The following is an 18,682-nucleotide window of genomic DNA, read 5'->3' as shown; positions in this document are numbered from 1 at the left end:
GGCAGACGATTTGCCTCGGCAATATATGGACGTTTACGTTCACGTCAATATTGTCGTTTAGCGTCGGCCCCAGGGAAAGCGCTGCGCCGTCCGCCCGTCCGGGCCGGCCGCGATGGCCGGGCCAGCGCCTGCGTCGTTTCTCACGGCGCGGGGCGTGACGATCTGCCGGTCGAAGAGCGGCACATCAGGCCGGCGAAACACCAGGATCAGGAAAGCGCCGGCAAGGATGCCGCCGACATGCGCGCCCCAGGAAACGTCGCCATCAGGTGCAATCGCCAGCATGAAGAACTGCTGCCCGATCCACAAAAGCAGCGGCACGAAGGCCGGCAAGGGCAGCGGCACACGGAAAAACACCAGCACCCAGACCCGGACGCGCGGATGCAGCATGACATAGGCTGCAACGACGCCGGAGACCGCCCCCGACGCGCCGACCAGCGGTGCTTCCGAGGTCATCGTCAGCAGGCCGTGGCAGAGCGCGCCGGCGGCCGCGCAAACGAAATAGAAGATCAGGAAGCGCAGATGCCCCATCGCATCCTCGACATTGTCGCCAAAAACCCAGAGGAAGATCATGTTGCCGGCGAGATGCCAGAAGCCGGTATGGACGAAGGCGTAGGTCAGGTAGGTCAGCGGCTCCGGTACGATTTCGAGCCCCGGCGCCAGCACCGCGTGGCCGAATGCGATTGCCGGGATGTAGCCGAGCCCGACGGTCGTCGCCTGGGCTGCCTGCTCGCTCTCCAGGCTGGTCAAAAGCCAGACCGCGATATTCAGGGCGATCAGCGCGAGCGTCACCCACTGGACCTTGATATGTTTCAGCGTATTGGCATCGTGAAGTGGTATGAACATAAAGGCCCCCCGGCGATCGTGATCGGGACAAGCCTATCTGTTTTTTCCCGGAACCCAAAGCACATCCGCATGGCCCCGGTCATTTGCATGACGTGCGGCGACGAAGAGGAAATCGGAGAGCCGGTTGACATATTTCATCGCCGGCTCGCCGACGATTTCGCCGTCGGTGCGGGCAAGCGCCACCATCAAACGCTCGGCGCGTCGTGCAATCGTGCGGGCAAGATGCAGATGGGCGGCAGCCGGGCTGCCGCCCGGCAGGATGAAGGACTTCAGTGGCTCCAGGCCGGCGTTCAACTGGTCGATATCGTGCTCGACGCGGTCGACCTGCGTCTCGACGATCCGTAGGGGCTCGTAGGCGGGCGGCTCACCAGTGTCAGGGGTAGCGAGATCGGCGCCGAGGTCGAAGAGGTCGTTCTGGATCGATATCAGCATGGCGTCGAGTTCCGGCAAGCCGGCCGTGTGCAGCCGCGCCAGGCCGATCGCGGAATTGGCCTCGTCGATCGTACCGTAGGCCTCGACGCGCAGATCGTCTTTGAGCCGGCGCGGGCCGGACACCAGCCCGGTCGTGCCATCATCGCCTGTCTTCGTGTAGATCTTGTTGAGTTTTACCATATGGCACCGCCCCTTGACGGGAGGGCGTTCGCATCATCCCATCCTCCCGCACCAAATCTGTTCAGCCTGGGGCCGATATTGTTGATTTCGTTGGCAGATGATGTCCCTGACACGGGCGTCTGCGCCGTGAATGGCTCCTTCCGCCTGCTCCGTCCTCCGTCATGCTCGGGCTTGACCCGAGCATCCACACCACGTCCATCAGCCGCTACGGGCATGGATCCTCGGGTCAAGCCCGAGGATGACGGAGAGTGGGGTTGGCCTTCTCGCCAAACTCTCCCCGGCATACTGACGCACACCGCGTCGGGGTGTTTCCTCAAGCCGGCACTCATCTCTCTGTACCCATCATCATAATGTCCGCTCCATTGGTCACCTCAAGTCGGGCGGCCGCCGCCGGTCAGCCACAGCGTCACCATGATCAGGATGACGGCGATCGCCTGCAACAGCACACGAAGCTGCATCAGCTTGTTGGAACGGTTGGGATCGCCGCCCTTCATCATGTTGAAGAGGCCGCGGATCAGGACGAGGGCGACGACGCCCATGACGATGATCGCGAGGATATAGGTGACCGTGGACATGGATTCAGCTTTCTCAGTCAGTCCATCCAGCGCATCAGGCGGTAGAAGAGGTCTGCCGGAAGCAGCCGCTTCAGAAACATGCCCTGCTTAGCCGGAGTCGTTACGGGATAATGTGGCCTCGGATTTTTCGAGTTCAATGCGTGCTTCAACACGGAATAGACCGCTTCCGGGCCGAGTTTATGGCGGTTGACCGGCCCCGATCCGTCGAGTCTCGCCAATTGTCTGATGTAATCGACCGCGTGCGGCGAATTTTCGAGGTCGATATGCTCCTTGATCTTTGCGAGCGCATTGGCGGTGAACCGCGTGGCGATCGGTCCCGGCTCGATCAGGCTCACATGGATGCCGCTGCCCTGCAGCTCCATGCGGAGCGTGATGCTGAGGCCTTCCAGCGCGAACTTGGACGCGGTGTAGGCGCCGCGATAGCGATAGGGGACGACGCCGAGGATCGACGAGCATTGCACGATCCGCCCTTGGCCACGTTTGCGCATCGGCGGAATGACCTGCCGTGTCAATTCATGCCAGCCGAAGAAATTCGCCTCGAACTGCGCGCGCAGCGTTGCCGTCGATAGATCCTCGACGGCGCCCGGCTGGCCATAGGCGCCGTTATTGAAGAGCGCGTCGATGCGACCGCCGCTGCGTTCCAGAACCGCGCCGACCAGGTCGGAAATCGTCTCGGTCCTGGCATAGTCCATCAGGAAGGCCTCGATGCCCTCGGTTTCCAGCCCCGGCAAATCTTCCGGCTTGCGCACCGTCGCGAAGACACGCCAGCCATCGACTTTCAGCGACCGCGCGCAATGAGCGCCGATACCGGACGAACATCCGGTCACGACGATGGTGCGCTCTCCCGCCATGGAATGATTCCTGTACAAAATGGGACTCGTTTCCCATATTCGGCCAGAGGATACAATCTGGAAAGCCGGAGACCGAATGCCGAAGGTGCTGCGCACGATCTACGACGTGGTCTATGACGCGATCTGTCACATGGTCGAGGACGACGGCTTTGCCATGGCAAGCCATGTGGCGCTGTCGAGCCTGCTTGCGGTTTTCCCCTTCTTGATCTTCGGCACCGCGCTTGCAAGCTTCCTCGGCGCCGATCAATTTTCCTCGACCGCCATCCACCTGATCTTCGACACCTGGCCCGAGGCGATCGCCAAACCGCTCGCCGACCAGGTGCTGCAGGTGCTGACCATTCCGCGCGGCGGGCTGCTGACGATCTCGGTGCTGGCGGCCGCATATTTCGCTTCGAACGGTGTCGAAGCGCTGCGCATTTCGCTCAATCGCGCCTATCGAGTGCAGGAAACGCGGGCCTGGTATTTCACCCGTCTCGCCAGCCTCGGCTACGTGTTGATCGCGGTCATCATCTTCACGGCGATCAGCATTCTGCTCGTCGCCCTGCCGCTGGCGCTCGATTATTCGAGGAAATGGTTCCCGCTGTTTGCCGATACGCTCGACATCGTCTTCAGCTGGCGCATCTACGGCACGCTGGTGGTTCTGACCGTCGGACTGCTGGTCATGCATCTCTGGCTGCCGGCCGGCAAGCGGCGGGTCTTCGACGTCATCCCCGGTGTGCTGCTGACGCTGCTTCTCTGGCTCGCCGGCGCACTGATCTTTGCCTATTATCTCGCGACCTTCGCCAATTATACGGCAACCTATGCCGGTCTCGCCTCTGTCATGATCGTGCTGATCTTCCTCTACATGGTCGGCGTCATCTTCATCATCGGTGCGGAGATCAATGCAGCGCTGATCAAGTTCCGCGTCTTCCGGATGTTTTCGCACACGCTTTCGATCGTCGGCAGAGAGCGTGTCGAAAGGCAGTCAGAGCCCGACAAGGCGGCGAATATCCGCCCCTGACATGCCCTGGGCGCGCAATTCGCCAAGCCCGCTGTCGCCTTGGCTTTTCGAAAGCTTGCGGCCATCGGCGCCGAGAATGAGACGATGATGGTGATAGACCGGCTGCGGCAGGCCGAGCAGCACCTGCAACAGCCGGTGCACCGATGTGGCGTGGAAGAGGTCGAGCCCGCGCACGACATGGGTGACTCCCTGCAGCGCATCGTCGACAACCACGGACAGATGATAGCTCGATGGCGCATCCGAGCGCGACAGGATGACGTCGCCCCAGACGTCGGGTTCTGCGGCAATCTCGCCTGTCCTGCCGTCGCCCGTTTCCGTCCAGAACAGCAGCTCGCCGATCAGGTCGAGCGCTTTGCGCATATCGAGCCGCCAGGCATGTTTCTTCCCCGAGGTCAGCATGTCCCGCCATTCGTCTGCCGGACGCTCGCGATCATTTGCGGGATAATGCGGAGTGCCGTCGGGATCGCGCGGCCAGAATTCACCCGCCGCCTCGTAGGCGACGACGCGCGCCTTCACCTCGCCGCGCGTCAGAAAGGCCGGATAGACCAGTCCGCGCTCGATCAGTGCGTGCAACGCCGCCTGATATTCGGGAAAATGTTCCGACTGGCGCCGCACCGGGCTTTCCCAGCTGATATCAAGCCATTCGAGATCCCTGAGGATGCCGGCCTCGAACTCGGGCGTGCAGCGCGTCTGGTCGATATCCTCGATGCGCAGCAGCAGGCGCGCTTGTTCGGCCTGCGCCATGTCGCGGTTCAGAAGGGCCGAGAGGGCATGGCCGAGATGCAACGGTCCGTTGGGGCTCGGCGCAAAACGAAAAACGGGTTTTTGACGCTCACTCGTGGTCATGCTTTCTTCTGCCATGGATTCGGCTTTCGAACCACTGCGAGGCAAAGTGCAGATCATTCGCAACGAAGACGATGTCAGGCAGGGGCTCGAAGCGCTGCTTCGCCTCGATCCGCGTCTTGCGCCGATCGTTGCGGAGGCCGGGGCTATTCCGCTCAGGTTGCGCGAGCCCGGCTTTGCCGGTCTTGCCCATATCATCGTCTCGCAGATGGTGTCGCGCGCCAGCGCCGAGGCGATCTGGCGGCGCATGCTGCCGGCGGATGGCTTGCTGACGGCCGAAGGTTACGCACTGCTTCACGCCGAAGCGTGGCGCGAATTCGGTCTGTCGCGCGCCAAGGCCGAGACGCTGTCGCGGATTGCCGAAGCGGTCGCCTCCGGCCGTCTCGATCTCTCCGGGCTATGCCTGAAGCCGCCGGGCGAGGCGCTTGGCGAACTGACCGCACTGAAGGGTGTCGGGCCGTGGACGGCAGAGGTCTATCTGATGTTTTGCGGCGGCCATGCCGATGTTTTCCCGGCCGGCGATGTCGCGCTGCAGAATGCCGTCGGGGCGGCATTCGGTCTTGCCGCGCGGCCGCAGGCGAAGACGCTTGTTGAGCTTTCGGCGGTCTGGTCGCCGTGGCGCTCGGTGGCGGCACGGCTTTTCTGGGCCTACTACGCCACGAAGATGCGCCGTGACATGGTGCCGATCGGCTGATCGGCAACACTCTTCAAATTGCCTTTATCCTCTGAATTTATTGGACTTCACAATCCTGTAACAACCGGCCTAATATACAGGTGCAGATGCCGAATCGATCAGGAGAGTCCCTTGACGATTGCAGTCTCCCCACAGGCCCTGCCGGCGCTCGTCCTGAACGCTGACTACCGGCCACTGAGTTATTACCCCTTGTCGTTGTGGTCCTGGCAGGACGCGATCAAGGCGGTATTTCTCGACCGTGTGAACATCATTGCAGAATATGAACATTCGGTTTCCTCGCCGAGCTTTTCGATGCGGCTTCCGAGTGTCGTGTGCCTGAAGACTTACGTTCAGCCGTCCCGCAATCCCGCTTTCACCCGGTTCAACGTCTTCCTGCGCGACCGGTTCGAATGCCAGTATTGCGGCGCCCATGACGACCTGACCTTCGACCACGTCATCCCGCGCGCCCATGGCGGTGAGACGACTTGGGAGAATGTCGTGGCAGCCTGCTCGCCCTGCAATCTGCGCAAGGGCAGCAAGCTTCCGAAGCAGGCAGGCATGTTCCCGGCGCAGAAGCCCTACCAGCCGACGGTGCAGGATCTGCACAATAACGGCCGGCTGTTCCCGCCGAACTATCTGCATGAAAGCTGGCTCGACTATCTCTATTGGGATACCGAATTGCAGCCCTGATCGAACGGCCTGCAGCGCCGCGCCTCCTTTCAGAGGCGCAAAGGACGCTGCAGCCCTTCGAATGCTGGATTTATCAGGCGGCCTTGCGAACGCCGACAAAGGCGAAGGCTGCGAGCAGGATTCCGGCAATCACGTTCCAGCCCGCAAAAGACAGGCCGAGCACGCGCAGCGCCGCATCGGTGCAGGACGGCCCCTTGATGGTGTTGAGCTCCCCGAGCAGATCGCCGGCATTGGTCGTCATGCTGCTTGCCGTCGTCGAGCAGGTGGCTGGGCCGGGCCAGAAGTGCCATTCGACGCCGGCGTGATAAACTCCCATGCCTGCCGTCACCAGCATCAGGATGCCGGCCGCGAGAATGAGCGCCCGGGTGATCCAGTTCGGCAGGCCGACGAGCTCGGAGATTGCGGCCAAGATCGCGATCGGGATGGCGTAATAATAGGGCTGCCGTTGCAACAGGCAGAGCGCACAGGGAATATAGCCGCCGATATACTGGAAGCCGAGCGCGGTACCGACCGCCGCCGCCATGCCGATGGCGAGCAATATGGAATAGACAAAGCCGGGGCGGGCGAGCGGCGAGGAAATAGTCATGGCGGAGCTCCGCGAGTTTAGTAGAGCATGAGATGCGGATTGATTTTAGGCCTGTTCGGCCGAAAATCATCCTCGCCTAGTGAGCGAAAGAGCGGTAGCCGACATATAGCACGATCACCGTAGCGGCACCGATGCCAACGATTTGGCCGAGGCGCTTCTCGATGAAGTCACGGATCGGCTCGCCGTAGCGGCGCAGCAGCCAAGCGAGGAAGAGGAAACGCGCGCCGCGTGCAATAATCGCCGAAACAATGAAAAGGCCCAGATTGACGTGAATGACGCCAGACAGGATCGTCACGATCTTGATCGGCGGCAGATGCGCAAGACCTGATGTGACAAGCAGCAGCAGGATCCACTCGTAGGTGACATAGGCCTTCATCTGCTCAAAGGCATCGAGCTTGCCGTAGAATTCGAGAACCGGCCGCGCCACCGTCTCATAGGCGTAAAAGCCGAGCGCCCAGCCGGCGATACCGCCGAGTACGGAAGCGACGGTCGCGACCAGCGCGTAGCGATAGGAGCGTTCCGGCCTGGCAAGCGCCATCGGCAGGAACAGCACATCGGCGGGGACGAGAAATATGGAGCTTTCGACGAAGGCGATGACGGCGAGCCAGATTTCGGCCGATTTGCGCGCGGCCAGAGACATGGTCCAGTCGTAAAGTCTGCGGAGCATTCCGTTTCCTTCCTGTTGCAGTGCAAAAAGCTTTAGGGGCCGGGCGCGGTGCTGTAAATGCTCGCCCGTGTCCTTCCTGCCACCGCCGTCAAAATATTTCGTGATGACGGGTGTCCGCGCCTCTCCCAAGATTTCACGGGATTGCGAATCGGCCATTCTGCGGCAAGCTGATTTAGGGTCGACGTACAGGGTGGCATGAGAATGTTCAAAGTGATCGAAGGCGGCCGTGGGCAGGCCGTGCAAATGGATGACTGGTCCGAAGAGCGGCGCGGACCAAGCAGAGACGACGTGCGCCGTGAGGCTGCGCGGCGGATCAGCGAGAGCGGCTATCATCTGTCCCGAATTCGGGAATTCGCGACCGGCGTGCCGATGCTGGCATCACTTAAATACCTGTCGCTGCAGATCGATTTCGCAGCAGAGACGTTGTCGCGGCTCGATCCGATCCCGGAGGATTTCCGCTCCGACGGCTATTGGCCGGCGGGCTGAGGCAATCGCGGCAGCGTAATTGCCGCTGACACGCGGTGATGTTGGCGTCAGGACAGGTCCATCGACTTTTCCCATTGCTGCCGCAGGACGTTCATTTCCGTCCGCTTCTGGGCCATTTCGCTGACGGCGGCGCGCAGATGTGGATGGTGGGACATGAACATGTTGAAGTCGCGCCGCTCGAGCACCTCGAACTGGCAAAAATCGACTGCGATGACGTCGGCGGTGCGCCGTGCGCCGGTCAGCAGCGCCATTTCCCCGAAAAAGGCGCCCGGCTCCAGACGGATCGCGCCACTGGCGAGCCGCACTTCCACCGCGCCGGACGAGATGAAATACATGCTGTCGCCGCGGTCGCCGCGGCGGATGACGCGTTCGCCGGGCGGTGCGGATTTCGCCTTGAAGAGCAGCAGCAGCTCCTCCTGCGCGTCCTCGTTGACTTGTGAGAACAGCGGGAAAGTCTCGATCAGCTGCTGCATCTTCAGTTGATGCTGGCGCTCGCGCTCTTCGCCGAGCGCCCTGATCTTTTCCAGTTCTTTGCCGAGCGCCTTCTGCCTGCTCCTGCCGTAGCTTTCCCAGAGGGAGGGCCACCTCGAATGGATAACTTTCTTCAGGCCGTCGGTTGCGAAGATCACGATCGGGTTGAGTGTGATCGACAGGATCGCGGCAGCCAGGATCAAATCCTGACCCTCATGCGGTAAAAGCCCGAGTGAGACGCCGAGGCCGGCGAGAATGAAGGAAAACTCCCCGATCTGGGCAAGGCCGCCGGCCAATGTCAGTCCCATGCTGATCGGGTATCTGAGCAGGATGACGATGAGAAAGGTGATGATGCCCTTGCCGAGGATGACGAGCGCCAGCGCGCCGATCACGGCCAGCGGCTCGCGCACCAGGATCGAGGGATCGAAGAGCATGCCGACGGAGACGAAGAACAACACGGAGAAGGCATTCTGCAACGGCAGCGAGTCGGCCGCCGCCCTGTGGCTGAGCTGGGATTCGCTCATGACGACGCCGGCGAAAAAAGCGCCGAGCGCAAAGGAGACGCCGAAGATTGCCGCCGAGCCGAAGGCGATGCCGAGTGCGATCGCCAACACCGTCAGCGTAAAGAGTTCGCGCGAGCCGGTGCGGGCGATCATCGTCAGCAGCCAGGGCACGATTCGAGGGCCGAGGAAGATCGCCATGGCGGCGAAGGCCGCAACCTTCAGCAGCGTCAGGCCGATCGTCAGCGCCAGCGGCAGGTCGCCGAGGCCGTGGTTGGCCGTTTCGCTCACGTTGCCGCCCAGAAGCTCCGCGAGCGCCGGCAACAGCACCAGTGCCAGCACCATCACCAGGTCCTCGACGACCAGCCAGCCGACGGCGACGCGTCCGCTTGCGGCGTTGACAAGGTTGCGCTCCTCCAGCGCCTTCAAGAGCACGACGGTGCTCGCTACCGACAGGCTGAGACCGAGGACGATGCCGGCGCCGAGGCTCCAGCCCCAGAGTTTGCAAAGGCCGATGCCCAACAGGGTCGCGAGGATAATCCGTCCGATGGCGCCAGGCACGGCGATGCCGCGCACGGCGAGCAGGTCGGAGGCGGAAAAATGCAGGCCAACGCCGAACATCAAAAGGATGACGCCCATCTCGGCGAGCTGACCGGCAAGGGCGGTATCGGCGACGAAGCCCGGCGTGAACGGCCCCATCAGGATGCCCGCCATCAGGTAGCCGACGAGTGGCGGCAGCCGAAGCCGGTCGGCGCCATAGCCCAGGATCGCCGCGAAAACGAAACTGACGGCGACCGTCGCGATAAGTCCTACTTCCTGATGCACGTCCGCCCTCTCTTGTGATCGCGGCGGCCACTTTGGACGAAGCGCAAGCAAAATTAAACAGTTGATTTGGGGATGGGCTACTGTTTGAGGCCGCCTTTGTTCTCAGTCCTGGCTAAGGAGACGTAGACGTCGTTCATGGCACCGTCCGGCCGTCACCGATGTTGGAACCACATGCGTCTTGTCTCGTTGCCCTTTCATCAGACAAGGAGAAACGACATGCGGAAGATCATCCTGAACTGTACTGTGGCGGCCCTTGCCGCCTGCTCGTTTGCTGCGCCTGTTCTTGCCGACAGCGTTTATGTGAGGGAGCGTTCCTATGATGATGGCTATCGCAATGAGCGGGTCCGACCCGGAATCACCATCAGCGAACGTGGCGTCACTTTCGGTGCTGTGCGCGAACGTGAGCACCGCCGCTATCGCGATAATGCCTGCGAAACCAGGAGCGTCACCCGACAGACCGATGAAGGCGAGGTCACGAGGACGGTTCGACGCTGCAATTAACGAAAAAATATGCGATAAGGACGAAGCCCGGTTCCGACGAGCCGGGTTTTCGCCTTTCGTTGCGCGAATATCTCAATGCGGTGGTGAAAGTCGTCTGTCGGTGTTATGAGCACGCCTTTGGTAAAAGCGCACTCCCAGCGCAAACACCGCCCGCACAGGATTTTTCAGAATGATTGAGCTTACGCCGTCCCAGATCGCCGCACTTAAACTCGCCAGGGATGGAGACCTTTATCCTCAGCCGGCCAATAAATGGACGCACGAGAACGCGACAGTGACTTATGCAAAAACTGACCGGTGGAAAGAGCGGCCTCAGAAAATAAAGTCGGTTACTGCCAAGACGCTGGGCGAGTTGAAGGAGCCGGGTTTTCTGGAGAGGCGGCACCTGGATGACGACGCATCAAAAGACGTCTACGGCATCACGATGGCCGGTAAGATGTGGCTGCTGAAGAACAAGTAGTTTCACCTGAAATGCGAAATTTGCTCGGTAGTCGCCTATCAGGTCTTCAAGGGCTACGCGAAAGCATTTGAGATGACGGTGCTGCTACCGGAGCACTATCGAACCGGTCCGCTTCGTTCCTCACGGAACTGCGGCGCGACAGCCTCCGCTTAGCTGCTCTCTTCGGCCTGCCGAGCCGAAGCTCGCAGGGCGAAGGCTGGTGCCCCATGCCGGGGTCGAACCAGCACTTCTTTCGAAACTCGATTTTGAGTCGAGCGCGTCTACCAATTCCGCCAATGGGGCAACGGATATGAACGGGCGGCTGTCTAACATGCGAGCACCCGCGCGCGCAAGACAGGCAAACGAAGTTATCGGACTGACCCGTTAGAGAGATCCGGCCTCGCTCGAGGCCGGATTTCGTCTGATATCAATGGGCGGCGGCCGGTGCCGGGCTGCTCAGGCCGGACTTCTTCAGCGTGATCGCCAGGATCGAGGCCAACAGGCAGAAGGCGCCGGCGACGAAGAAAGCGGGCAGGTAGCTTGAAAGCTCCGTGCGCGAGAGGCCGGCGCCATAGGCGGCGGTGGCGGCTCCCAGCTGATGGCCGGCAAAGACCCAGCCGAAGACGAGGCCGACCTTTTCGCGGCCGAAGCGGTCGGCGGCGATCTTGACGGTCGGCGGCACGGTGGCAATCCAGTCGAGGCCGTAGAAAATGGCGAAGATGGAGAGACCGTAAAAGCTGAAATCGCTGAACGGCAGGTAGAGCAGCGAGAGGCCACGCAGACCGTAATACCAGAACAGCAGCCAGCGATTGTCGAATCGGTCGGACAGCCAGCCGGAGCCGATGGTGCCGAAGAAATCGAAGATGCCCATGACAGCAAGCACACTGGCGGCGGCCACCGGCACGATGCCGAAATCGCCGCAAAGGGTGACGAAATGGGTCTGGATCAGGCCGTTGGTGCTGAGGCCGCAGATGAAAAAGGTGGCAAAGAGGATCCAGAAGGTCGAGGTCTTCGAGATTTCCTTAAGCACGGTGATCGGCGTCATCAGCGCGACGCCAAGCGAGGTGCTTGCTGGTGGCGGCGTTACATCAGTTTCGCCGAGAGCCGGCAGATTGAGGTCGGCCGGGCGGTCGCGCATGAAGGCAAGCACGGCAAGGGCTGCGACCATGATCATGGCGCAGACGAAAAACACCGTCGAGCGCCAGCCGTAGCGTTCCGTCAGCTCCGCCATCAGCGGCAGGAAGACGAGCTGGCCGGTGGCCGAGCTTGCCGAGAGCATGCCGACGACGAGGCCGCGGTGCTTGGTAAACCAGCGGGAAGAGACGGTCGCGGCGAGCACCATGGCCGTCAGGCCCGTGCCGAAGCCCACGACGATGCCCCAGAGCAATAACAACTGCCATAGCGTCGTCATGAACAGCGAACCGATGAAGCCGGCACCGATCAGCGCCAGCGCGAAGACGATGACCTTGCGCACGCCGAAATAATTCATGAAGGCGGCGGCGAACGGACCCATGAAGCCGAACAGGATCAGGCGAATCGCCAGCGCCGAGGAAATCTGCGAGGTCTCCCAGCCGAACTCGTCCTGCAGCGGCTTGATGAGCACGCCGGGTGCGCCCATGGCGCCGGCGGTGACCAGCATGGTGAGGAAGGTCGCGGCAACGACGACCCAGCCGTAGTGGATGTTGCGCCGGGCAAGGGTGGAGGCGAGGACGGTGGAAACCATGGGCAAGATTCCGTTTGAATTCAGCTTCGAGAAGATACTGGACCGATTTACATGATGGCCATCATATTTCTTGCGTATTGATGATGGACGTCATATATTTTGTCAAGCGACTATTTCTGGAGACGACAATGCGGGTCAGCCGCGAAAAATTTGCCGAAAACCGCGAAAAGATCCTGAGCGTTGCCGGCGTGCTTTTCCGCGAAAACGGTTTCGACGGGGTCGGCGTCGCCGACATCATGAAGGCGGCGGGGCTGACGCATGGCGGCTTCTATGGTCATTTCGGTTCGAAGGACGATTTGGCGCTTGAGGTTAGCCGCAAGCTGATCGACAGGGTCGAAACGCGCTGGAAGGAGCATATCGCCGAATCGCCTGACCGGCCGCTGGCCGCGCTTCTCGACCACTATATCCACTGGCGTACGGTTGACGATCCGGGCGGCAGCTGCGTCTTTGCAACGCTGATCCAGGAAGTGAGCCGCAGCCGCGGCGCCGTCCGCGCGGTCTTCAGCGACGGGCTGTCCGTGCTGGTCGACACGCTTGCCGATATCGTTCCCGGCGAAACGGAAGAGGAGCGCCGCGCCAATGCGACGACAACACTCTCATCGATGATGGGTGCTGTCATTCTTGCCCGTGCGGTCGAGGACAGGGCGCTTGCCGAGCAGTTTCTGGTGACGATGCGCCGGCAGCTCGATCCTGAGAGCCAGAAATAATCTCAGTCGCGAAAGGCGATGGTTTCGATCTCCCTCTCCACGTGGAGAGGGATCTACCTTGCATGTGCCTGAGGACCGAGAAGCCAGCGGCTACTTGAAGCCGGCGATGGCGTGCGGGATGTAGGGTGCCTCCAGTGCCGCGATTTCTTCGGCGGTAAGCTTGACCGAGAGCGAGGCAACGGCGTCCGTCAGGTGGGTCGGTTTGGACGCGCCGATGATCGGGGCGGTCACCGCACTCTTCTGCAGGATCCAGGCGGTTGCGACCTGGGCGCGGGAGATGTTGCGGGCCTTGGCGATTTCGGCCACGGCTCCGACGATCTTGCGGTCGGCATCGATGGACTGCGTGTAGAGCGTCTTGCCGAACTCGTCGGTTTCGCTGCGTGCCGTCGTCTCGTCCCAGTCGCGGGTCAGGCGGCCACGGGCAAGCGGGCTCCAGGGGATGACGGCGATCTTCTGATCCTCGCAGAGCGGCAGCATTTCGCGCTCTTCCTCTCGGTAGAGCAGGTTCAGGTGGTCCTGCATGCTGACGAATTCGGTCCAGCCGTTCAGCCTGGAGACGTAGAGCGCCTTGGCGAATTGCCAGGCATACATGGAGGAGGCGCCGATATAACGCGCCTTGCCCGATTTGACGACGTCGTGCAGTGCTTCCAGCGTTTCCTCGATCGGCGTCGTATAGTCGAAGCGGTGGATCTGGTAGAGATCCACGTAGTCGGTGCCGAGGCGACGCAGGCTGTTGTCAATCTCGTCGAAGATCGCCTTGCGCGACAGGCCGGCGCCGTTCGGGCCCGGCCGCATGCGGTTGAACACCTTGGTCGCGAGCACGATGTCCTCGCGTTTGGCGAAGTCCTTTATGGCACGGCCGACGATCTCCTCTGAGGAACCGTTGGAATAGGTGTTGGCGGTGTCGAGGAAATTGATGCCGAGGTCGATCGCCTGCTTGATCATCGTCCGGCTTTCTTCTTCCCGCAGGCTCCAGGCATGATTGCCGCGGCCGGGATCGCCGAAGGTCATGCAGCCCAAGCAGATCTTCGACACTTCGAGACCGGTCTTCCCAAATTTTGTGTATTCCATGAAACGACTCCGTGATGAATTTAATAACCCCCAGGCTGCCTTGCATGATTTAGCGCGAGATGGCCAAAGTCGCAGGGTGGCAAATGAAGAATCCATGCTGCATGCGCACAATGATCCGTGATCGAGACTTCTGAAGCCGCGCTGATCGCCGTCGAGTCTGGCTGCAGCTTGCACATCCGCGCCGCAAGATGTTAGCTGATGCAGCATTTTTATCGGAATCCGACCATGCAACTGCCGTCCCACGATCGCTATGACGATCTCTATTGCAATTTCTCCTGGCAGACCCCGGAGGATTTCAATATCGGCCGCGCCGTCAGCGACGACTGGGCCGCGAGGGATCCCGAGCGCGTCTGCCTTGAGCATTTCAGCCCCGACGGCGATCACCGCGCAATGACCTATCGCGCGCTCGCCGATCGTTCCTCGGCCTTCGCAAATGCGCTCGTCTCACTAGATATCAAACGCGGCGATCGCGTCGCGCTGCTATTGCCGCAATCCTTCGAAACGGTGATCGCACATGTGGCGATCTATAAGACCGGCGCGATTGCGCTGCCACTGGCGCTGCTCTTCGGCGTCGAGGCGCTGGAATACCGGCTGAAGGCGGCAGGGGCCGCGGCCGTCGTCACCAATGCCTTCGGTCTCGAACGCATCCGGCAGATCCGCGGACGCCTGCCGGCGTTGAAGAATGTCGTCAGCATCGACGGCGCGAGTGGCGATGCGGATGATTTCGCCGAACTGGTGGATGGCCATCCCCCTGTCTTCGACATCGCCAAAACCGGTCCGGACGACCCGGCGCTGATGATCTTCACGTCGGGAACGACGGGGCCGCCCAAAGGCGCGTTGCATGGCCACCGCGTCCTGCCCGGCCATATTCCCGGCATGCAGTTTGCTCATGAGGGCTTTCCGAAAGTGGGCGACAAGGTCTGGACGCCGTCCGACTGGGCCTGGGCGGGCGGTCTGCTCAATGCGTTGCTGCCGAGCCTTCTGCTCGGTGTTCCCGTCGTTTCGTCACCGGCGCAGAAATTCGATGCCGGCATGGCCTATCTCATCATGGCCGAGATGAAGGTGCGCAACGCCTTCATCCCGCCGACGGCGCTGAGATTGATGCGGTCCGTGTCCGATCCGCGCTCGAAATATGATCTGGTGCTGCGCACCATCGGTTCGGCCGGGGAGGCGCTCGGCCGCGAGACCTATGAATGGGCGCGCCATACGCTCGGTATCACCGTCAACGAGTTCTACGGTCAGACGGAGTGCAATTTCGTGCTCGCGTCGAGCGCTGCCTATGGCGTCACCAAAGCGGGCGCCATCGGACGGGCGGTGCCCGGGCATCGTGTCGCGATCGTCAGCGAGACGGGTGACGAATTGCCCGTCGGCGAACCGGGCCAGATCGCCATCGCCAGACCCGATCCTGTCATGTTTCTCGGCTACTGGGACGACGCGGCGGCGACGGAACGAAAGTTCGCCAAAGGCTGGCTGCTCACCGGCGATATCGGCCGACAGGACGCTGAGGGCTATATTACCTTCGACGGACGCGACGACGACGTGATCACATCGTCGGGATATCGCATCGGCCCCGCCGAGATCGAGGACTGCCTGATCGGCCATCCCGCCGTGCAGCTTGCCGCCGCCGTCGGCAAACCCGATGCCGTGCGCACCGAAATCGTCAAGGCCTATATCGTGCTGTCACCAGGCCATCATCCAAGCGAGGCGCTGGCCGCCGAGATAAGAGAATGGGTGAAGACGCGGCTTTCGATGCACGAATATCCGCGCGAAGTGGAATTCATCGATGCCTTGCCGCTGACCACCACCGGCAAGGTGATCCGCCGGCTGCTGCGGGAAATGGCTGCCAACAAGGGATAGAACCGCTACACATTTTGCTGGAATGCTTAGCCCCGGCCGGCAAGCGACATGATCTTCTCCCGCAGCATCTTCGCCATATTGCGGGTGCTGCGGTACATGTGAAGCTGGGCGGTGACCTGGCGCATGTCGCGGTCGCTGTTCTGCGTCAGGCCGATCACCAGCGTTCCCATCTCCTCGCGCTCCTGCCAAAAGCGGCTCATGATCGGATGATCCGAGACGGCGCAGGAATCGGAGCGGACGATATTGGCGTCATCGAGATGCCATTCGGTGAGTTCGCTCATCAGCAGCTTGCCCGGCGAATAGCGGGCATAGTTTTCGTCGTAGGCGGTCTTCCAAGTATAGGCCTCGCCGCCCATCATCAGCACGACGATGGCGGCGATCGCCTTGCCGTTGAGATCGATCGTGTGAATACGCACGGCATCGACGGAGGCAAGGTTCGACACCGCCTCGCGGGCGAAGGCCGTATGATAACGATCGGTGACGAGAGCGCTTCGCCGCTTGCCCTTCCAGCCGCCCGCTTCCATCGCCAGGAATTCCTCGAAGCGGGTATGGATTTCGCGCGGCTGGCGGGCGACGGCATAGACCGCGGTTCCCTGTTCCTCCAGCAGGCGCCACTGGCGGCGCATCTCGCGCATATGCGAGGAGGAGATGGTTTTGCCGAGATAGACCGGCGCCTCTTCCTCGCTCTGCAGCATCGGGCGCAGATAGGGATTGGTAACGGTGACGGGAAGATTGCGGCTGAGCGCCACGGCCTTGATCATGCGAACGAGGATCCCGTTCAGCCTGAGATCCGGCAGTACCAATATGCCGGGCAGATTAAGATCACGCGCGGTCAGCCCTTCGAAGAGATTGTCGAGGGTTTCGGCGGCATCCTCGGCATCGACGAGCGGCGTGCCGAGCGGACCGAAACTGTTTGACCAGCCGCGGATGATCGACGGGCCGACGGCAAAGCCCGGCTTGTCGACCGAAAACGGCAAGAGGAAGCGCATGCGGCTGCGGCCGGCATTGTGGTCGCGGATCAGGGCGAAGTTCACCTGCCGGTCTTCGAGCCGCGGCATGGCGGGGGCGAGGAAGCGGCCGGAGAAAAAGACATTCGGTTCCATCGCCCGGTTGGACAGGAAATCGAGCTCATCCTGAAGCTCATAGCCGAGCTTGCCGGGATAGAGGCAGAGCTCGCGCCCCGGCCGGCCGATCTCGGCGCGAGCCTCGGCCTGCGGCGCTTCGAAATGCAGCGCTGCGAGATCATGCACCATGCGGTTTGCGGCGCTGTCGGTGCTTTCGGTAACGGGGGGAACACGCACCATCTATCGAACTCTCATTTCTGGCGTTGCGGCGGAGGGGCTGGCGAAGGCGAAAAGAACGATGTCGAGGGCGCGGCGCACGGCCACATGCAGCAGGATTGCCTCGACGGCCATGGCCGAAGCCGTGGCGATCGCCGTGCCTTCGATGCCGTAATGCGGGATTAAAGCGAGGTTGAGGCCGACATTGGCCGTCAATGCGCCGGCATAGAGCGCGACGCAGAGGTTCTGCTTGCCTGCCATCATCAGCAGCGTTTCCGCCGGGCCGACCAGCGATTTGGCGAGGATGCCGGCGAGCAGGATCGCCATGACCAGATAACCTGATGTGAAAGCGCCGCCGAAGAGTGACAACAGCAGATGACCGGCCGCAAGCACGACAAGGCCGACCCCGAGCGCCGGCCAGAAGGTCCAGCGGGCGGCGTCGATGGCTGCGGCTGCCAGTTGGGCGTGGTCGCCTTCTGCAATGATCGAGGAAAAGCGCGGGCCGGAGGCTGCCTTGACCGAGAAATTGATGAAATGCACCAGCGCCATCGTCTTGGCGGCGGCGAAATAGATGGCGACATCGTGCGGCTCGAGGAAGATGCCGACGACGACGACGTCGGAGTTGGTCAGCAGGAAGCTCACGCCCTCGATCAGGAAAATCGGAAAGGCGACGCTGAACCAGGCGAGGAAATCGACCTTGCGCGGGCCGTTGTCATAATGCCGGCGAAGGCGGTAAAGCGTTGCGGCATACTGGCCGAGAGCGGTGACGTAGGTGGCGGCGAGCGCTGCCTGCATCGCGGTGACGGCCGTGTGCTCGGCGCCGATGGCAATCGCGATCAGCATGAAGAGGATGATGAGGATCGGCCGGACGATATAGACCGGGCTCAGCGCCATCACCGGCCAATGGTTTGCCCGTGATGTGCCTTCGAGAATGTCGCCGAGCGCGATCATCGGCATGGCGAGCAGGCCGATGAAGATCGGGACGAGATAATAGACCTGGATCGTATCGCCGAAGAAATGCAGCCCGAGCATACCGACGGCGAGCACCGCCGTGCCGGACAGCAGCGCAAAGATGCGCGCCGTGCCGGTCAGGCCGCGGATTTCCTCGAAAGCGCCCGCCGCCCTGTATTGCGGCAGGAAGCGGACGATCGCGGTGTGGAAACCGAGGCATGAGAGATCGCCGAAGACGACGACCAGCACCCAAACGAAAACGAAGATGCCGTATTCATATTCCCCCATCAGCCGGGCGAGCACGATCTGAGAGACGAAGGCAAGCGCTGCGCTGAGGACACGAATCGAAAAGGCCGTCAGCGCCATGCGCTGGGCGGCCGCCCTCTCACCGCGTTCGGTGAGCACGGCAGCAAACAAACGCAGCGTGCGGCCGCCGATCGGGCGCAGGCCCGCGGGCAGCATCTTCTCCGCTGTTTCTATGACCGCCATGATGAACACGCAAAACTCTGAGGTCAGGCAAATCGCCTCTGAAGT

General features: G+C 61.7%; 20 protein-coding genes and 1 tRNA gene. 8 read left to right on the top strand and 13 right to left on the bottom strand.

All coding sequences use genetic code 11. The features are described 5' to 3' along the window. Positions 1-57: 57 nt before the first annotated feature. The 4 genes from G9X64_RS13115 to G9X64_RS13100 form a co-directional block, all read right to left on the bottom strand. The gene (locus G9X64_RS13115; RefSeq protein ID WP_168313067.1) at positions 58-843 is read right to left on the bottom strand and encodes a rhomboid family intramembrane serine protease; all 786 of its coding nucleotides are present in this window, start codon (positions 841-843) and stop codon (positions 58-60) included. A gap of 33 nt (positions 844-876) precedes the next feature. Beyond that, positions 877-1,455, bottom strand: a complete 579-nt coding sequence (locus G9X64_RS13110) for a cob(I)yrinic acid a,c-diamide adenosyltransferase (RefSeq protein WP_168313066.1) — start codon at positions 1,453-1,455, stop codon at positions 877-879. A 371-nt stretch (positions 1,456-1,826) separates the two neighbouring features. Next, positions 1,827-2,030 carry a twin transmembrane helix small protein gene (locus tag G9X64_RS13105; RefSeq protein WP_012759165.1) on the bottom strand — a complete coding sequence of 68 codons (204 nt, stop codon included), beginning with the start codon at positions 2,028-2,030 and terminating at the stop codon, positions 1,827-1,829. A gap of 17 nt (positions 2,031-2,047) precedes the next feature. Beyond that, complete coding sequence (locus tag G9X64_RS13100; protein WP_171376664.1) at positions 2,048-2,881, bottom strand: SDR family oxidoreductase; 834 nt, start codon at positions 2,879-2,881, stop codon at positions 2,048-2,050. A 76-nt stretch (positions 2,882-2,957) separates the two neighbouring features. Here G9X64_RS13100 and G9X64_RS13095 point away from each other — a divergent pair, with 76 nt between their 5' ends. Continuing rightward, a complete protein-coding gene (locus tag G9X64_RS13095) occupies positions 2,958-3,881 on the top strand; it encodes a YihY/virulence factor BrkB family protein (protein ID WP_003543284.1) in 924 nt (307 codons plus the stop codon). On the opposite strand, the gene gluQRS is transcribed toward G9X64_RS13095, so the two are convergent. Next, a complete protein-coding gene (gene gluQRS, locus G9X64_RS13090) occupies positions 3,846-4,727 on the bottom strand; it encodes a tRNA glutamyl-Q(34) synthetase GluQRS (protein WP_171376663.1) in 882 nt (293 codons plus the stop codon). The two genes, G9X64_RS13095 and gluQRS, sit on opposite strands and share 36 nt — an antisense overlap. Between gluQRS and G9X64_RS13085 the strand changes: the two genes are divergently transcribed. Continuing rightward, the gene (locus G9X64_RS13085) at positions 4,726-5,418 is read left to right on the top strand and encodes a DNA-3-methyladenine glycosylase family protein (RefSeq protein ID WP_168314982.1); all 693 of its coding nucleotides are present in this window, start codon (positions 4,726-4,728) and stop codon (positions 5,416-5,418) included. The two genes, gluQRS and G9X64_RS13085, sit on opposite strands and share 2 nt — an antisense overlap. Positions 5,419-5,529: 111 nt before the next feature. Next, the gene (locus tag G9X64_RS13080) at positions 5,530-6,087 is read left to right on the top strand and encodes an HNH endonuclease (protein WP_003543279.1); all 558 of its coding nucleotides are present in this window, start codon (positions 5,530-5,532) and stop codon (positions 6,085-6,087) included. 73 nt (positions 6,088-6,160) lie between these two features. Here the strand turns inward: G9X64_RS13080 and G9X64_RS13075 are convergent, their stop codons facing one another. After that, positions 6,161-6,673, bottom strand: a complete 513-nt coding sequence (locus G9X64_RS13075; protein WP_017995314.1) for a disulfide bond formation protein B — start codon at positions 6,671-6,673, stop codon at positions 6,161-6,163. 76 nt (positions 6,674-6,749) lie between these two features. Beyond that, positions 6,750-7,340, bottom strand: coding sequence for a YqaA family protein (locus tag G9X64_RS13070; protein WP_017995313.1), 591 nt, complete (start codon positions 7,338-7,340; stop codon positions 6,750-6,752). A gap of 195 nt (positions 7,341-7,535) precedes the next feature. On the opposite strand from G9X64_RS13070, the gene G9X64_RS13065 reads away from it, so the two are divergent. After that, entirely contained in the window at positions 7,536-7,826 is a 291-nt protein-coding gene (locus G9X64_RS13065) for a hypothetical protein (RefSeq protein WP_168313063.1), read from the top strand. Positions 7,827-7,873: 47 nt separating this feature from the next. On the opposite strand, the gene G9X64_RS13060 is transcribed toward G9X64_RS13065, so the two are convergent. After that, positions 7,874-9,622 (bottom strand): cation:proton antiporter domain-containing protein, encoded by a 1,749-nt coding sequence (locus tag G9X64_RS13060; RefSeq protein WP_168313062.1) that lies wholly within the window; start codon positions 9,620-9,622, stop codon positions 7,874-7,876. A 216-nt stretch (positions 9,623-9,838) separates the two neighbouring features. Between G9X64_RS13060 and G9X64_RS13055 the strand changes: the two genes are divergently transcribed. Both G9X64_RS13055 and G9X64_RS13050 read left to right on the top strand, forming a co-directional pair. Further along, positions 9,839-10,123 (top strand): hypothetical protein, encoded by a 285-nt coding sequence (locus G9X64_RS13055; RefSeq protein WP_168313061.1) that lies wholly within the window; start codon positions 9,839-9,841, stop codon positions 10,121-10,123. Positions 10,124-10,292: 169 nt separating this feature from the next. Next, entirely contained in the window at positions 10,293-10,580 is a 288-nt protein-coding gene (locus G9X64_RS13050; protein WP_003543268.1) for a hypothetical protein, read from the top strand. 197 nt (positions 10,581-10,777) lie between these two features. Here the strand turns inward: G9X64_RS13050 and G9X64_RS13045 are convergent. Together G9X64_RS13045 and G9X64_RS13040 are read right to left on the bottom strand one after the other, a co-directional pair. Next, a tRNA-Leu gene (locus G9X64_RS13045) sits at positions 10,778-10,862 on the bottom strand. Positions 10,863-10,986: 124 nt separating this feature from the next. Then, positions 10,987-12,282, bottom strand: coding sequence for an MFS transporter (locus G9X64_RS13040; protein ID WP_168313060.1), 1,296 nt, complete (start codon positions 12,280-12,282; stop codon positions 10,987-10,989). Between the two features lie 128 nt (positions 12,283-12,410). On the opposite strand from G9X64_RS13040, the gene G9X64_RS13035 reads away from it, so the two are divergent. Continuing rightward, the gene (locus G9X64_RS13035) at positions 12,411-12,989 is read left to right on the top strand and encodes a TetR/AcrR family transcriptional regulator (protein WP_168313059.1); all 579 of its coding nucleotides are present in this window, start codon (positions 12,411-12,413) and stop codon (positions 12,987-12,989) included. A 90-nt stretch (positions 12,990-13,079) separates the two neighbouring features. Here G9X64_RS13035 and G9X64_RS13030 read toward each other — a convergent pair whose 3' ends face one another. Continuing rightward, positions 13,080-14,060, bottom strand: coding sequence for an aldo/keto reductase (locus G9X64_RS13030; RefSeq protein ID WP_168314744.1), 981 nt, complete (start codon positions 14,058-14,060; stop codon positions 13,080-13,082). A 225-nt stretch (positions 14,061-14,285) separates the two neighbouring features. Here G9X64_RS13030 and G9X64_RS13025 point away from each other — a divergent pair, with 225 nt between their 5' ends. Then, positions 14,286-15,917, top strand: coding sequence for an AMP-binding protein (locus G9X64_RS13025; protein WP_168314743.1), 1,632 nt, complete (start codon positions 14,286-14,288; stop codon positions 15,915-15,917). 26 nt (positions 15,918-15,943) lie between these two features. Here G9X64_RS13025 and G9X64_RS13020 read toward each other — a convergent pair whose 3' ends face one another. Then, positions 15,944-17,221, bottom strand: a complete 1,278-nt coding sequence (locus G9X64_RS13020; RefSeq protein WP_171376662.1) for a GNAT family N-acetyltransferase — start codon at positions 17,219-17,221, stop codon at positions 15,944-15,946. Further along, positions 17,222-18,637 carry a lipopolysaccharide biosynthesis protein gene (locus tag G9X64_RS13015; RefSeq protein ID WP_171376661.1) on the bottom strand — a complete coding sequence of 472 codons (1,416 nt, stop codon included), beginning with the start codon at positions 18,635-18,637 and terminating at the stop codon, positions 17,222-17,224. It lies immediately after the preceding gene. Between the last annotated feature and the right edge of the window lie 45 nt (positions 18,638-18,682).

Source organism: Rhizobium sophorae (assembly GCF_013087515.1).
In the GTDB taxonomy this organism is placed as follows: Bacteria; Pseudomonadota; Alphaproteobacteria; order Rhizobiales; family Rhizobiaceae; genus Rhizobium; species Rhizobium sophorae.
The sequence above is the reverse complement of the archived record's forward strand: the minus strand, read 5'-3'. Positions and strand labels throughout refer to the sequence as shown.